Annotated in this window: 13 protein-coding genes; all 13 read right to left on the reverse strand. The window is 68.4% G+C overall.

The window, feature by feature from the left end; genetic code table 11:
- Window positions 1–10: 10 nt before the first annotated feature.
- The 13 genes from ileS to murD all read right to left on the reverse strand — a co-directional run bounded on the left by ileS (window position 11) and on the right by murD (window position 15,506).
- Window positions 11–3,145, reverse strand: a complete 3,135-nt coding sequence (ileS, locus tag ACT86A_RS21405; RefSeq protein ID WP_445093961.1) for an isoleucine--tRNA ligase — start codon at window positions 3,143–3,145, stop codon at window positions 11–13.
- Between the two features lie 286 nt (window positions 3,146–3,431).
- A complete protein-coding gene (locus ACT86A_RS21410) occupies window positions 3,432–3,632 on the reverse strand; it encodes a hypothetical protein (RefSeq protein ID WP_445093962.1) in 201 nt (66 codons plus the stop codon).
- 77 nt (window positions 3,633–3,709) lie between these two features.
- Window positions 3,710–4,564 (reverse strand): DivIVA-like cell division protein Wag31, encoded by an 855-nt coding sequence (gene wag31 / locus ACT86A_RS21415; protein ID WP_445093963.1) that lies wholly within the window; start codon window positions 4,562–4,564, stop codon window positions 3,710–3,712.
- 69 nt (window positions 4,565–4,633) lie between these two features.
- Window positions 4,634–4,936 (reverse strand): YggT family protein, encoded by a 303-nt coding sequence (locus ACT86A_RS21420; RefSeq protein WP_445093964.1) that lies wholly within the window; start codon window positions 4,934–4,936, stop codon window positions 4,634–4,636.
- Window positions 4,937–5,024: 88 nt separating this feature from the next.
- Entirely contained in the window at window positions 5,025–5,801 is a 777-nt protein-coding gene (locus ACT86A_RS21425) for a cell division protein SepF (RefSeq protein ID WP_445093965.1), read from the reverse strand.
- Window positions 5,802–5,979: 178 nt separating this feature from the next.
- Complete coding sequence (locus tag ACT86A_RS21430) at window positions 5,980–6,708, reverse strand: YggS family pyridoxal phosphate-dependent enzyme (RefSeq protein WP_445094058.1); 729 nt, start codon at window positions 6,706–6,708, stop codon at window positions 5,980–5,982.
- Between the two features lie 53 nt (window positions 6,709–6,761).
- Window positions 6,762–7,490 (reverse strand): peptidoglycan editing factor PgeF, encoded by a 729-nt coding sequence (gene pgeF / locus ACT86A_RS21435; RefSeq protein WP_445093966.1) that lies wholly within the window; start codon window positions 7,488–7,490, stop codon window positions 6,762–6,764.
- 103 nt (window positions 7,491–7,593) lie between these two features.
- Window positions 7,594–8,844, reverse strand: coding sequence for a cell division protein FtsZ (gene ftsZ, locus ACT86A_RS21440; RefSeq protein ID WP_445093967.1), 1,251 nt, complete (start codon window positions 8,842–8,844; stop codon window positions 7,594–7,596).
- A 345-nt stretch (window positions 8,845–9,189) separates the two neighbouring features.
- A complete protein-coding gene (locus tag ACT86A_RS21445) occupies window positions 9,190–9,912 on the reverse strand; it encodes a cell division protein FtsQ/DivIB (protein WP_445093968.1) in 723 nt (240 codons plus the stop codon).
- Between the two features lie 6 nt (window positions 9,913–9,918).
- Complete coding sequence (gene murC, locus ACT86A_RS21450) at window positions 9,919–11,358, reverse strand: UDP-N-acetylmuramate--L-alanine ligase (RefSeq protein ID WP_445094059.1); 1,440 nt, start codon at window positions 11,356–11,358, stop codon at window positions 9,919–9,921.
- 160 nt (window positions 11,359–11,518) lie between these two features.
- Complete coding sequence (gene murG, locus ACT86A_RS21455; protein ID WP_445093969.1) at window positions 11,519–12,679, reverse strand: undecaprenyldiphospho-muramoylpentapeptide beta-N-acetylglucosaminyltransferase; 1,161 nt, start codon at window positions 12,677–12,679, stop codon at window positions 11,519–11,521.
- On the reverse strand, window positions 12,625–14,067 hold the full coding sequence (gene ftsW / locus ACT86A_RS21460; protein WP_445093970.1) for a putative lipid II flippase FtsW: 1,443 nt from the start codon (window positions 14,065–14,067) through the stop codon (window positions 12,625–12,627). Before ftsW ends, murG begins: the two co-directional genes overlap by 55 nt.
- Window positions 14,064–15,506 carry a UDP-N-acetylmuramoyl-L-alanine--D-glutamate ligase gene (gene murD / locus ACT86A_RS21465; protein WP_445094060.1) on the reverse strand — a complete coding sequence of 481 codons (1,443 nt, stop codon included), beginning with the start codon at window positions 15,504–15,506 and terminating at the stop codon, window positions 14,064–14,066. The genes ftsW and murD overlap by 4 nt, the downstream gene beginning before the upstream one ends.
- Window positions 15,507–15,536: the final 30 nt, after the last annotated feature.

A 15,536-nucleotide genomic window follows, 5' to 3' on the forward strand; every position in this document is an offset into this window, starting at 1 on the left:
ACTCCAGCGGTCAGACCTTGGTGACCCTCGCGCGCACACCACCGACCAGATCGGCAGCCTCCGGGCCCGCGGCACCGAAGGTCAATGTGGTGGCCAGGATTTCGCCCGCGATCAGGTCACGATGGGTGTCGGCCCAGGCCGCCCGATCGGAGGGGACCTCCAACACCACGCTGATGCGATCAGAGACGTCGAGCCCAGCGGACTTCCTGGTCTCCTGGAGGTCGCGGATCAGGTCGCGGGCCCAGCCCTCGGCCTCCAGTTCCTCGGTGACCACGGAATTCAGCACCACCAAGCCCGCGTTGCCGGGCAGGGCCGCGGTCGACTCCGGCTCGGCGGCAACCAGGCGCTGGGTGTATTCCTCGGGCAGCAGAGCGATTCCGGCGACCTCGACCACGCCGTCGGCGCGCTCCGACCACTCCCCCGCCTTGACCGCCTTGATCACCGCTTGCACGTCCTTACCGAGGCGCGGACCCGCGGCGCGGGCGTTGACCACCAGCTCGAAACGGCCGTGCACGTCCACGTCGGTGGTCAGGTCCACCTTCTTGACATTGACCTCGTCGGCGATGATGCCGGTGAACGGCGCGAGCCGCTCGGCGTCGGCCGCGGCGATGGTGACCTCGCTCAGCGGCAGCCGCACCCGCAGGTTCTGCGCCTTGCGCAAACCGAGCACGGTCGAGCACACCATCCGCACCTCGTCCATGGCCGAGACCAGCTCCGGATCATCCGGCAACTCGCCCTGCTTCGGCCAGTCGGCCAGATGCACCGAATCGCCACCGGTCAGCCCACGCCAGATCACCTCGGTGATCAGCGGAAGCAGCGGCGCGGCCAACCGGGTGACCACCTCCAGCACCGTGTGCAAGGTGTCCACCGCGTCGCGGTCCTCGCTCCAGAACCGCGGCCTCGACCGGCGCACGTACCAGTTGGTCAGCGCATCGGCGAACGAGCGCAGTTCCGCACAGGCACCCGCGATGTCGTAGACCTCCAGCGCCTCGGTGATCACCTCGCTGGTTTGCGCCAGCTTCGCCAGGATGTAGCGGTCCAGCACGTGCGGTGAGTCCGTGCGCCAGGTCCCGGCCTTCGGCGCGTAAAGCTGCAGGAAGGTCCAGGCATTCCAGAGCGGCCGCAGCGCGTGGCCGACACCCTCGCGGATGCCCCGCTCGGTGACGATGAGGTTGCCACCGCGCAAGATCGGCGAACTCATCAGGAACCAGCGCATGGCGTCGGAGCCATCCCGGTCGAACACCTCGTTCACGTCCGGGTAGTTGCCCTTGGACTTGCTCATCTTCAGCCCGTCGTCGCCGAGCACGATGCCGTGCGCGGCAACGGTCTTGAACGCCGGGGAATCGAACAGCGCGGTCGCGAGCACATGCAGCGTGTAGAACCAGCCGCGGGTCTGCCCGTTGTACTCGACGATGAAGTCGCCCGGGAAGTGGCTGTCGAACCACTCCTTGTTCTCGAACGGGTAGTGCACCTGGGCATACGGCATCGAGCCCGACTCGAACCAGCAGTCCAGCACCTCCGGCACCCGGCGCATGGTCGCCGCGCCGGTCGGGTCATCGGGATTCGGGCGGGTGAGCTCGTCGATCATCGGGCGGTGCAAATCGGTTGGGCGCACGCCGAAGTCGCGTTCCAGTTCGTCCAGCGACCCGTACACGTCGACGCGCGGGTAGGCCGGATCGTCGGACACCCACACCGGGATGGGGCTGCCCCAGTAGCGGTTACGGCTGATGTTCCAGTCCCGAGCGCCCTCCAGCCACTTTCCGAACTGGCCGTCGCGGATGTGCTCGGGCACCCAGGTGATCTGCTGGTTCAGCTCGACCATCCGTTCGCGGAACTTGGTGACGGCAACGAACCAGGACGGCACGGCCATATAGATCAGCGGTTGGCCGGAGCGCCAGCTGTGTGGATAGGAGTGCTCGATCGTCTCGTGCCGCAACAGTTTTCCTGCGGTCTTCAGGTCCTTGATGATCACCGGGTTCGCGTCGAATACCATCAGGCCCTCGTACGGCGCAACCATCGAGGTGAACTTGCCGCCTGGATCCAACGGCTGCACCAACTCGATGCCGTGCGCGCTCGCGACCTCCATGTCCTCCTCACCGAAGGCCGGTGCGAGATGCACGATGCCGGTACCCGAGTCGGTAGTGACATAGTCGGCGTTCAGCACGCGGTGCGCGTTCGGGTGCCCGGCGAAGAAGTCGAACGGCGGTTCGTAACGCAGCTCGGCCAGCGCCGCACCGAGGTGCTCGGACAGCACCTCCGGTTCCGCACCGAACTCGCGGACATAGTGCGATACGCGCTCGGCGGCAACCAGATACCGCTTTCCGTCCTGGCCCCGCAGGTGCACGTAGGTGAACTCGGGATGCACCGCGATCGCCAGGTTCGACGGCAGCGTCCACGGCGTGGTGGTCCAGATCAGTGCGTTGGCGCCGTCGAGTTCGTGCAGCGGATGCTCGGCGGGCACCCGCAGCGGCATGTCGACCGTGACCGCCGGGTCCTGACGCATCTTGTACGCGTCGTCGAGGCGGGTCTCCTGATTCGACAACGGAGTCTGCTCATACCAGCTGTAGGGCAGCACCCGGAAACCCTGATAGATCAGCCCCTTGTCATACAGCGACTTGAACGCCCACATCACCGACTCCATGAAGTCGGTATCCAATGTCTTGTAGTCGTTGTCGAAGTCGACCCAGCGAGCCTGACGCGTCACGTAGTCGCGCCATTCCCCGGTGTAGCGCAGTACCGACGATTTACAGGCCGCGTTGAATTCCGTGAGCCCCATCTCGTCGATCTGTGATTTGTCCGTGATACCGAGCTGTTTTTCGGCTTCGATTTCCGCGGGCAATCCGTGACAGTCCCAGCCGAATCGCCGTTCCACCCGATGGCCGCGCATGGTCTGGAAACGCGGCACGACATCTTTGACGTATCCGGTGAGCAAATGTCCGTAATGCGGCAGACCGTTGGCAAAAGGCGGGCCGTCGTAGAAGACGAACTCCGCTGCACCGGAACGGTTTTCAACGCTGGAGCGGAAGGTGTCGGCGGCCGCCCACGCGTCGAGCACGCGGCGCTCCATCTCGGGGAACGACGTCCCGTTGCCGACGCCCAGGTCGGCGCGCGGGTACGCGCTATTGCTGGAAGTGTGGTCCGCCATGGCGGCTGCGTCTCCTCGTGCCGTGTCTCGTTGGCACGGGGACGATGACGGCGCCCGGTGCGCCGAAACCGCGGTACCACCCCGCTTGTCCGGCGGTACGCCGGACCTCTCGTTTCGCGAGCTGTGACGGGCTCACCCGTTCGGTTCTACTGAGTGCCCGGTTCGAGGCCGTGGCACCGTTCTTCCGAAGGCTCCCCGGTGATGGCCGGATCGACGCCGAGTTCAGGTTTGATTCTAGCCAGCCCGGTCAACTCAGTTTGCGACGCAGGTCGGAGTTCGGCCTGCTTCACCGTTTGGCATGACGACCGGGAGGCGGAGGAGCATCACTATCCGGACTCCGCATGGACAAGGCACTCACCAGCAAGAGCACAGCACCGACGACGCAGACCACGATGCATCCCCACGCCCAGATCACCGATCCCGTGGTCAACGCGGCCACGAGCAGGGCGAAGCCGATCGCGGCAAGGACGAGTGTCAAGACGAGCATGATGACCCCCAAGGCATGCCGGGCGGCTCGACCGATCCCCTAGCAGCGGATGAACCACTGCACAGGGGCGCGCCGTCCTACTTGCCGCCCTTGGCAAACGAGGCGGGCGCGAGGTTATTGGCCGTGTTGGAGTCGGCGAACGCTTCGCCGCCGTCCACCGGGACAGCCGATCCGCGGTTCTCCAGCTCTTCGAGCTGCGACTCCAGGTACGACTTCAACCGCACGCGGTATTCCCGCTCGAACGTCTTGAGCTGCTCGATCCGGCTCTCCAGCACAGTGCGCTGCTGGGCGATGGTCGCCATGATCTCGGCGTGCTGGCGCTCGGCATCGGCCTCCAGCGTGGCGGCCTGCTCCTTGGCCTGGCGCAACTGGTTGTCCGAGCGAGTCTGCGCGTCCGACAGCATCGCGTCCGACTTCTGGCGGGCGTCGGCGATCATGGCCTCCGACCGCGTCCGCGCATCGCCGACCAGCCGCTCGGAATTCGCCCTGGCATTCGTCAACAACCCCTCGGCCTCGGTCTTGGCATCGCTGGTCAGCCGGTCCGCCATCTCCTGGGCGAGGCTGAGCACCTTGGCGGCCTGCAGGTTCGCGTCAGCGCTCGTCTCCTTGGCCACCGGCGCGGCGGGGATCGGGGCCGGCGGCGCGGCCGGAACCGGCGGCTTGATCGGCTCCGGCGGCGGCGGCGGAGCCTGGGGCACCGGCGCTTTCACGACACTTGCCACCGCGGGGCCGCGAGTCTTCTTCGCATCGGCCAGTTCCGCGTCGAGTTCGCCGACCCGCTGGCGCAGATCGGCGTTCTCCTCGATCAGACGCGAGAGCTCCTGCTCCACGAGATCCAGGAACGCGTCGACTTCATCCTCGTTGTAGCCGCGCTTCCCGATCGGCGGTTTGCTGAACGCGACGTTGTGCACATCGGCTGGGGTCAGCGGCATGGAAGGATCCCTTCGCGCGTCTTTTGGAGATCTAGCAGATCTAGCAACCTGTCTACACGGCCCATTCTGTCATACCGGAGCTATGGGTTGCCCGAGCCTGCCCACGATCGACATCAGGATGAACACGATGAAAAGCAGGATCATTATCGACAGATCCAGGCGAATTCCCCCCAGCGACACCGGAGGGATCAAGCGCCTCAGGAGTTTCACCGGAGGATCGGTGATCGTAAAGATCACCTCCAGGACAACGACCACGACACCGGTGGGACGCCAGTCTCGGGCAAAGCTACGGATGAACTCGATGATCACCCGGCTGATCAGCAACAGCCAGAAGATGAACAGTACGAAGTACAACACCGCGAACAAGGCCACTACATCACTCTGCCGTAAAAATCGCGTCACGCAAAATGATCGCGCGGCGACACCGGCGATCGGTCTGCTTCACCCCCAGATCACGAGCTTATTTCTGGTTGTAGAAGCCGGTTTCCGCGATACGCCTGCGTTCTTCGGCTGATACGTCGACATCCGCCGGTGAGAGCAGGAACACCTTCGTCGCCACCTTGTCGAACGATCCGCGCAGGGCGAAGGCAAGACCCGCGGCGAAGTCGACCAGCCGCTTGGCGTCGGCGTTGCTCAGATCCACCAGGTCCATGATCACCGGATTGCCCTCACGGAAACGTTCGCCGATGATCCGAGCCTCGCTGTAGTCGCGCGGGCGCAGCGTCGTGATCTTGGACAAGGGGCCTCCGTCCTCGAAGATCCCGGGCCGCCGCACCGGGGCGGGCTCGGGACGCACGCGCTCCTCCAGCCTGCGCTCCTCGGCGTCGGGATCGACGGCGAGCGCGCCACGGGTGGCGCCACGCAGGGTCGGCGCGCTCCCGCCCGCCCGGAACCGGCCGGACGGGCCGGAGTCGATCCGGGTGGGGCGCCGCGGCGCCTGGTATCGGTCGTTACCGTACGGCTCGTCGGTGTAGTCGTCGCGCCGCGGCACCGGGTATCCCGCCTGGTACGGCGACTTGTAGGCCGGCTCCGGGTACTCGGCGTCCTCGAAACGGTCTGCGCCGTAACGCTCTTCGCCGTAGCGGTCGACATAACCGTCGGAATAGTCGCGGGGGCGGGGCCGACGAGCGTCACGCTCGTCCGCGCCTCTGGGGCCGCGATCGTCGACGTAGTCGTCTTCGTAATCCTCGAGCGGCACCATGCCGAAGTACGCCTTGAACTTGTGCAGCGTGCTCATGACCGCGCCTCGCTGTCGCTCGGCACCGTCATGAGCACGTCAGTGGCTGCGTCGATGACTCGCTCGCTCATTCTGGTCGACCTTCCTTCGGCCCCGGTGGCGGCCGGGTGTTGAAGTCTTGCTCAGCCCTCTTCAGTTCCCAGCATATGTGTCGAATGTGACTGATGAGGTTTCTTTGCTACGCCGAGGTTATCGGTCGCGCACCCATCAAGGCGGTACCGACACGCACAACTGTCGAACCATGTTCGATCGCCGATTCCAGATCTTCGGACATTCCCGCAGAAAGTTCCGTCGCGTCCGGATGTTCGGTGAGCAACAGAGTGCGCAATGTCGCAATTCGCGCAAATGCCGCATCAGACTCGACCCCCAGGGGCGGAATCGCCATCAGGCCGGCCAAACTCAATCCCGGTGTGGCGGCTACCTGTTCGGCGAGCGCGGCGAGATCACCCGCCGGCACACCGCCGCGCGTGGGGTCGTCATCCAGGCTCACCTGGAGCAACACGCGGACCGGTTCGGTGCGCTCGCCCGCCTCCAGCGCGGCTCGCGCACCAGCGCCGAGCGCGGTTGCCAGACGTTCGCTATCGACCGAATGGACCGTGTGCGCCCAGCGCGCCACAGCCCGCGCCTTGTTCCGCTGCAACCGCCCGATCATGTGCCAGTGGATGCCGGAGAGGTCTTGCTCACGTAGTGCGGCCACTTTGGCCGCCGCCTCCTGCTCCCGGGACTCGCCGAACTCGCGCCGTCCGAGCCGATACAGGATCGCCACGTCGGAGGCGGGGAAGAACTTCGTCACCGGCAACAGCCGCACCGCATCCGGTGCGCGTCCCGCTGCGCGACAGGCCGCATCGATCCGGGCGAGTAGCCCCGACAGCTCTGCGGACAGCTGCGCCGCACGCCCGTCCAGCACGGTCTTCGCCGCAGCGCTCACCCCGGTGCCGCGCAGCTGCTCGGGTCCGGTGCTCACGCCGTGGCCTCCATCCAGATCACCCCGCCGATTCTGCCGGTCGGCGCGCCGCGGCGGTGGCTGAAGAGAGCACGGTCCTCGATGGTGCAGCGCGGGTCGACGGCGATCGCGGCCACACCGGCTTCGGTGAGCTGCCGGGCGATGCCCGCGCGCAGGTCGAGCCCGGGGGTGCCGCGAGCGGTGGTGGTGGCGCTGCCGGGCAGGTGCGCTTCGACGTCGTCGCGCATCGCCGCGGGGACCTCGTACTGGCGGCCGGAGGCGGCGGGCCCGAGGAAGGCGCCGACGCGGTCCACGCGCGCGCCGACCGACACCATCGCCGCCAGCACCCGCGGCACGATGCCGATGCGGGCGCCGATGCGCCCGGCGTGCACCGCGGCGATCACACCCGCCTCGTCGTCGGACAGCAGGATGGGCACGCAGTCGGCGGTGAGCACGACGAGCGCGAGACCGGGCACGGTGGTCACCAGGGCATCGGTGGCGGGAACGGGTTCGGCCCGCGGGCCGTCGACGATCGCCACCGAGCGGCCGTGGATCTGTTCCATCCAGACGAGACGCTCGGGCAGCAGACCGATTCCCGCCGCGAGTCGATCCCGGTTGCGCCGCACCGCCGTCGGATCATCGCCGACGTGGTCGCCGAGATTGAACGAGTCGTAGGGCGGCGCCGAGTAACCTCCCGACCTGGTCGTGGTGACCCGTCGGACAGTCGTGGTCGGCGCGATAGTCATGGCGACGAGCCTAATGGCGCTCGGCGAGTCCACCCAAAGTCCGCAGGACCGGAGGCTGGGCAGCCGTCCAGCGCGCCGGACCGAGCGCACGCAAGGCGACTGTCTAGCCCCTTCGCATGAAGATCGGCACGTCCACGTCGTCATCGTCGTCACCGTCGCCGTCCGGCGGCGTGATGGGCGAGCGCGGGGTGTTCGCGGCGGTCGGCTCGGCCGAGGTGCGCGGCCGTTCGGTTTCCCGATAGCCCGGCACCGCTGCGCGGCCGGAGACGCTCGAACCCGACGTGCTCACCGAGCTGTCGGTACCGCGTGCGGCGATCTCGCCGACGCTTCGGTGCCCGACCTCGCCCGCGCGCGCCGGACTGATGCCACCGCCCCGGTTCGTGACCTCGAAAGTGCGCCGGGCGGGTCCACCACCATCGAAGCCCGCCGCGATCACGGTGACCCGCACCTCATCGCCGAGCGAGTCATCGATCACCGTGCCGAAGATGATGTTGGCCTCGATGTGTGCGGCCTCCTGCACCAGCGACGCCGCCTCGTTGATCTCGAACAGGCCGAGGTCCGAACCACCCGCGATCGACAACAGCACGCCGTGCGCGCCGTCCATGGACGCCTCCAGCAGCGGCGAATTGATCGCCGTCTCGGCTGCCTTCACCGAGCGGCCCTCGCCGCGCGCCGACCCGATACCCATGAGCGCGCTACCCGCCCCGGACATCACGCTCTTGACGTCGGCGAAGTCGACGTTGATCAGACCGGGGGTGGTGATCAGGTCGGTGATGCCCTGGACACCGTTGAGCAGCACCTCGTCGGCGGAACGGAATGCGTCCATCAGACTGACCGCCGCGTCGCCGAGCTGCAGCAGGCGGTCGTTCGGAATGACGATCAGCGTGTCGCACGACTCACGCAGCAGGTTGATGCCCACTTCGGCCTGGTTGCCGCGCCGCTTGCCCTCGAACGAGAACGGGCGGGTGACCACACCGATGGTGAGCGCGCCGAGCTTGCGCGCGATCTGCGCGACGACGGGGGCGCCACCTGTGCCGGTGCCGCCGCCCTCACCCGCGGTGACGAAGACCATGTCGGCGCCCTTGAGCACCTCTTCGATCTCGTCCTTGTGGTCCTCCGCGGCTTTCCGGCCGACCTCGGGGTCGGCGCCGGCGCCGAGACCACGGGTCAGCTCACGCCCGACGTCGAGCTTGACGTCGGCATCGCTCATCAGCAGCGCCTGGGCATCGGTGTTGACCGCGATGAACTCGACACCTTTGAGTCCCTGCTCGATCATCCGGTTGACGGCATTCACACCGCCGCCGCCGATACCGACGACCTTGATCACCGCAAGGTAGTTGTGCGGGGGCGTCATGGGCTCTCGCCTTCCTTCGATCTAAAGCCTGTCGTTTCCGGATGCTCGGCACGCCGCCTTCGCCCCGTCCGGGTCGGTTCGCTGCAGAAGCGAACCGCGGCATGGGCAACCCTAAAGCTGAACCATAGGGTTAGCGTTATGTCAAGTATCCGACTGGTGCGGAACGCTATTCGCAGCCGCCCCGATACTCGCGCAGGCGCGCCGAAACGAGAGCCAGAATCTTGCCGGATCCCGCTCGCCTCGCCGCTCCATACGTCGTATGGTGGACGGTCGCCCCCAAGCCCCTCTTCGACGTCGGAACCGCTGCCGGGCCGCCGAAAATTCCCTGGGCACAATGGGTGTGGATCATTTTACCGTGACCAGATTGGGACTCGAAACATCGAACACCGTTCCGGGGCGCGTCAACAACGGCACCACGACCGCCGACTTCCGTTCGCTGTCAGCGGTCCCGCCCCAGAGTACCGTGCGGCCGTCCTTCAGTTTCAGCGAAATATCCGAAATGGACCGTGCCACAACCTCGTCCACCTGAACGGCGAGCGCGGGCGGGGCAATGGCGAGGACCGACACGGCGGCACCGGTCACCGGGTCCGCGCTGCCGGGATGATCGGTGGTCAACTTCGGTACACCGATCGGCGTGGGCTCGACGGCGAATTCCACTCCCTCCGCGTCGAGCAGATGCGCACCATCGGGGCTGTCATAGAACAAGACAGGAACGCGCTCGACGAGCGTAACCCGAACCGTGGACGGGAAAACTCGCTGCACCCGCGCCGTGCGCACCTTCGGAATGGTCACCACACGCCGCGCGACCGCGGTGGTGTCGATGCGCAGGATGGAGCGCCCGGACGGGATTTCGAGCAGGTCGCGCACCTGCTGCTCGGGCACCGCCACCGCTCCCTCGACACGCACGGTGCGCACCGACAGCATGGGGGTGTACCAAGCGACGGCCCCTACCGTGGCGAGGACGCATACGGTCAGCAAGCCCCACAACCGAATCCGGTGCCATCGCACCGCGCCGAACCGCCCACCCGCACCGCGCCCGGCCCTGCGCGCCGACCAACCCCCGCGCACGCCAGGTCACCGACCGTGCTGGGGACGCGCCCGAAGTCCGTCGAGAATCTGACCGCCGAGCATCGTCACATCGCCGGCGCCCATGGTGATCACCACGTCGCCCGGCAGCGCCAACCCCGCGACCTGCCGGCCGACACGGGACATATCCGGCTGGTAATGCACCGGTTTCGTGACCGACTGCGCGACCAGCGCGCCATTCACGCCGGGCAGCGGCTTCTCCCGTGCACCGTAGACGTCGAGCACCACGACCTCGTCGGCCAGGCTCAGGGCGGTGCCGAAGTCCTGCGCGAAAGTCGCGGTGCGGCTGTAGAGGTGCGGCTGGAACACCACGATCACCCGCCCCTGCCGGGACCGCGCGCCATCGCGGGCCTCCTGCTCGACCAGTTCGGCGGCGGCACCGAGCACCGCGCGCACCTCGGTTGGGTGATGGGCGTAGTCGTCGAAGACCCGCACGCCGTTCTCCCGTCCGGCGAACTGGAACCGGCGGTGCACGCCGCCGAAACCCTCCAGGCCCTGGACGATTTCGCCCACGTCGGCACCGGTCGCCCGGGCCGCGAGCAGGGCGCCGAGCGCGTTGAGCGCCATGTGCCGACCGGGCACCGCGAGGCGCACGGTACGCGGGGCGGTCTCGTCGGCGAGCTGGAACTGCGCGATCCCGCCCACATCACGGGGCTCCCAGCTGTGCAGCCGAACACCGACCGGGACCGGCGCGTCGGCGAGCTCACCGGATCCGTAACCGAGCACCCGGACATTCCGCTCCGCCAGCCGCGCGCCGACCCGCTCGGCCAGCGCGCGCGAGCCGGGATCGTCCAGGCACACCACCAGCAGGCCACCCGCTGCGAGGCGGTCGGCGAAATCGTCGAAGACCTGGACATAGGCTTCGTCGGAGCCGAAGAAATCCAGGTGGTCGGACTCGATGTTGGTGACCACAGCGACGTCCGGGTCGTACTGCAGCAGCGATCCGTCGCTTTCGTCCGCCTCGGCCACGAAGATGTCGCCGGTGCCGTGGTGGGCATTGGTGCCCGCCTCGTTCAACTCACCGCCCACCGCGAAGGACGGGTCGACCCCGCAGTGCTGCAACGACACGATGAGCATCGAGGTGGTCGACGTCTTGCCGTGCGTGCCCGAGACGAGCAGGGTGCGGTGCCCGCGCATCAGCGCGGCCAGCACGGTGGGGCGCAGCAGCACCGGGATGTCGCGCCGGCCGGCCTCGACGAGTTCCGGATTGGTCTTCGGGATAGCCGCGTAGGTGGTCACCACCGCGGTCGGTCCGCCGGGTAGCAGGTCGAGCGCGGTCGCGTCATGCCCGATCCGCACCTGCGCACCCCGCGCGCGCAGTGCGAGCACCCCGCGGCTCTCCTTGGCATCCGACCCCGACACAGCACCACCGCGAGCGAGCAGGATCCGGGCGATGCCCGACATCCCCGCCCCGCCGATACCCACCATGTGCACGCGCGCCAGCTCCGCCGGCAGCGCGGCCCGCTCGACCGGCGTGTCCGCTCCCCGCTTGCTCGCGGTCGTCTCACTCACGCCTGCACCTCGCCGGCCCTCGGCTCGGTCGGGTGCGCCGGCGCGCTGCGTCCTCGGTTCACTCGCTGACGCGCATTCACCGGCTCGCCACCTCCATCGCGATACGCGCCACCTCGTCGGCGGCGTCGCGGTGCCCGGCGCCTGCGGCGGCCCGGCCCATTTCGATCAGCCGTGCGGGGTCCATGAGCAGTGGAATCACCTCATCGATCACGTACTTCGGCGTCAACTCGGAATCGGGGACAATTCTGCCACCGCCTTGCGCCGCGACCGGCCGGGCGTTGAGTTCCTGCTCGCCGTTGCCGTGCGGCAGCGGCACGTAGAACGCGGGCAGCCCGACCGCGGAGACCTCCGCCACGGTCATCGCGCCCGACCGGCAGACGACCGCGTCGGCGGCGGCGTAGGCGAGGTCCATCCGGGAGAGGTAGGGCACCGCCACGTAGCGGGCGTCCGGACCGGATACGGCCGCGTCACTGAGCTCGAGTGTGTTCTTCGGACCGTGCGCGTGCAGCACCGAGATCCGCGCCGCGGCCAACTGCGGCGCGGCCGCGGAGACCGCCTCGTTCAGGGTCCGCGCCCCCTGGGAACCACCGAAAACCAGCAGCACCGGGCCCTCGGCGGGCAGACCGAAGTGAGCTCGTGCCTCGGCGCGCAGGGCGGCGCGGTCGAGCCCGGTAATCGCTGCACGGACGGGAATGCCCACGACCTGGGCATTCGGCAAGCCCGAATCCGCAACAGCGGCCAGCACGCGGGCGGCGCGGCGCGCGCCGACTTTGTTCGCGATACCGGCCTTCGCGTTCGCCTCGTGCACTACCACCGCGACCGGGCGCCGACGACGCAGCACGCCCCGGCCCGCGGCCAGGTACGCGGGCAGCGCCACGTATCCGCCGAAACCGATGATCACGTCGGCCTCGACCGCGTCGATCACCGCCCTGGTGGCAGCCACCGAAGCGCGCACCCGACCAGGCAGCCGCAGCAGGTCGGTGGTCGGCTTGCGCGGCAACGGAACCGGCGGGATCAGCTCGAGCGGGTAGCCGCGGTCCGGAATCAGGCGGGTCTCCAGCCCGCGTTCGGTGCCCAGTGCGGTCACCCGGATCGAATCGTCGAGCCGCCGCAACGCGTCGGCCACCGCCAGTGCCGGTTCGATGTGTCCGGCCGTGCCGCCGCCCGCGACGATTACCGAGATCACCTGGATCTTCCTCGTTCCCTTGCGTGATTGACCGGATAGCTGGGTTCCCATGCCCTGGTGGCGCGCGCCGAACTGGTGCCGCGGCTCTCCGGCGACCGGCGCCGCGGCGGTTCCGTACCGTAGCGCCCGCGCCGGCCCGGCGGCAGCGCCGACGGTCCGCGCTCGGCAGATCTCGGCGCTCGCCCGCGCCGCGCCGCGCCGACCCGCGCCGGGGTGTACACCTCAGGTTTGGGCAACCGCAACAGCCTACTGAAACGACCGTCCTGTCCGGCATGCAGCGCCGCGACCGCCTCCGGCTCGTGCCGAGCCGCGTTCGCGATGATCCCGAACATGAACAGGGTGATGGCCAGCGACGATCCACCCGCGGAGACCAGCGGCAACTGCAGGCCGGTCACCGGGAGCAGGCCGACGACGTAGCCGATGTTGATCAGCGCCTGGCAGGTGATCCAGGTCGTCGCGGTCGCGGTGAGCAGCCGTAGGAACGGGTCCACCGAGCGGGCCGCGATGCGCAGACCGGTGTAGACGAACAGCGCGAACAGGCCGAGCACCAGCGCGCAGCCGAGATAGCCGAGCTCTTCGCCGATGATCGCGAAGATGAAGTCGTTGTGCGAGTTGGGCAGGTAGCTCCACTTGGCCCGGCTCTGCCCCAGCCCGCGCCCCCAGATGCCGCCGTCGGCCAGCGAGTACAGCGCCTGACGTGCCTGGTAATTGATGCCCTGCGGGTCGTCGCCGGGGTTGAAGAACGCGCGCATGCGATCGGAGCGATACCCCGCCGACAGCGCCAGCACCCCGGCGGCGATCGCGCCGGACAGCGCGATCGTCACGAACAGCCGCACCGGCAGACCACCGAACCACAGCAGCGCCACAAGCACCACACCCAGCGCGATCGTGGTGGACAGGTTCGGTTGCAGCACGACCAGCAGGCACACCAGCAGACCGGCAGGCACCAGCGGAACCAGGATGTCCTTCAAGCTCGCACGGTCGGCTCCGCGTGAGGCCAGCAGGTGCGCGCCCCAGACCACCAGCGTCACCTTCACGATTTCCGACGGCTGCACCGATACCGGCCCCAGCACCAGCCAGCGGCGCGCACCCTGCACCTGCGACCCGATGCCGGGAATCAGCACCAGCAGCAACGCGAACACCGAGAGCGCGAACACCGGGAACGACCACTGCCGCATCCTGCGCAGCGGAATACGCAGCGCCAGATAGAACAACACGGTGCCGACGACGGCGAACATGGCCTGCTGGATGAACAGCGAGTAGGCCGAACCGCCGTCGGCGTACGCCTCGACGCTGGAGGCCGACAGCACCATCACCAGCCCGAGCACGGTCAGCAGTGCGGCAATGGTGACCACCAGATGGAACGACGCGAGCGGGCGCGCCAGCCAGGCCCAGAAACGTGGGACCGACTCGCGCTTACGCCGCGCCGATTGCGTCATAGCTGCCGTCCGATGTCACCGTCTTCCAGAGCGTGCACCGCCGCGGCGAAGCTGCGGCCACGGTGCGTGTAATCGGCGAACATATCCAACGACGCGGCAGCGGGAGCCAGCAGCACGGTATCGCCGGATCGAGCGAATCCGGCCGCCGCCCGCACGGCGCGCACCATCACCGCGTCGGCCGCGGCGGTTCTCGACGCTTCGTCACCCATCCCTGCATCGTCTCCCGTGACCAGTTCGACGACCGGGACGTCGGGCGCGTGTCGCGCCAGCGCGGCCGCGATCACCGGCGCGTCGGCACCGATCAGCACGGCCGCGACCAAGCGGTCGGCGACCTCCTCGACCAGGTCCTCGATATGCGCGCCCTTGAGCTGCCCACCAGCCACCCAGATCACGTGCGGATGCGCGAGGATCGACGATCGCGCGGCGTGCGGGTTGGTGGCCTTGGAGTCGTCGATGAACTCGACCCCGGCCAGCTCGCGCACGAACGCGGCGCGGTGCGGGCCGACCTTGTGCTCGATCAAGCCCTCCCGGACGAACTGGGGGGCGATGTCGATCGCCCTGGTCAACGCCGAGGCGGCGAGCGCGTCGGCGACACCGGCGGGCCCGGGCGGGCTGATGTCGCCGACCTCGGCCAGGATCGCGGCCTTGGTGAACGCGCGGTCGAGTAGTTTGCCGTCGACCACGCCGAGCTCGCCATCGGCGGGCACCCCGACGCGGAAACCCACCGTCCGGCGCGCCTTGGACTTGCGGGCCAGTGCGGCCGCCACGGCGTCGTCCAGGCCGACCACGCCGACCCGGCCCACCAGCGCCCGCGCTTTCGCCGCGGCGTAGGCGTCCAAACTGCCGTGCCAATCCAGGTGATCCTCGGCCACGTTGAGCACGACGCCCGCCTCCGGCCGCACCGACGGAGCCCAGTGCAGCTGGAACGAGGAGAGCTCGACCGCGAGCACCTGTGGACCGGGAGTGCGCCGCAACGCGTCCAGGATCGGAAGACCGATGTTGCCGCAGGCGACGCTCGCGACCCCCGCGGCCCGCAAGATGGCGTGGGTCATCTGTGTGGTCGTGGTCTTTCCGTTGGTGCCGGTGATGACCAGCCACTTGCGGACCGGGCCGTAGATCCTGGCCTGATCGACCCACCAGGCGAACTCGACGTCACCCCATACCGGCGTGCCCTCGGCCACCGCGGAAACGAGCACCGGCGAGTCCGGCCGCCAGCCCGGGCTGGTGATCACCAGCGCGAACCGGCTCCAATCCGCGGACCGCAGTTCCGTGGACGTGGCCACCTCCACACCGAGCCCGGCGGCCTCGGCGAGCGCATCGGCGCCGCCATCGGTGACCACCGGACGGGCGCCGATATCGCGCAGCGGCTCGATGAGCGAGCGACCCGACACGCCCCAGCCGGCCACCAGGACGTCCCGGCCGCGCAGGAATTCCAGCATGGGCCCCGGTGTGCGCAGGGCCCGCGAAGA

Source organism: Nocardia glycosmidis (assembly GCF_052545115.1).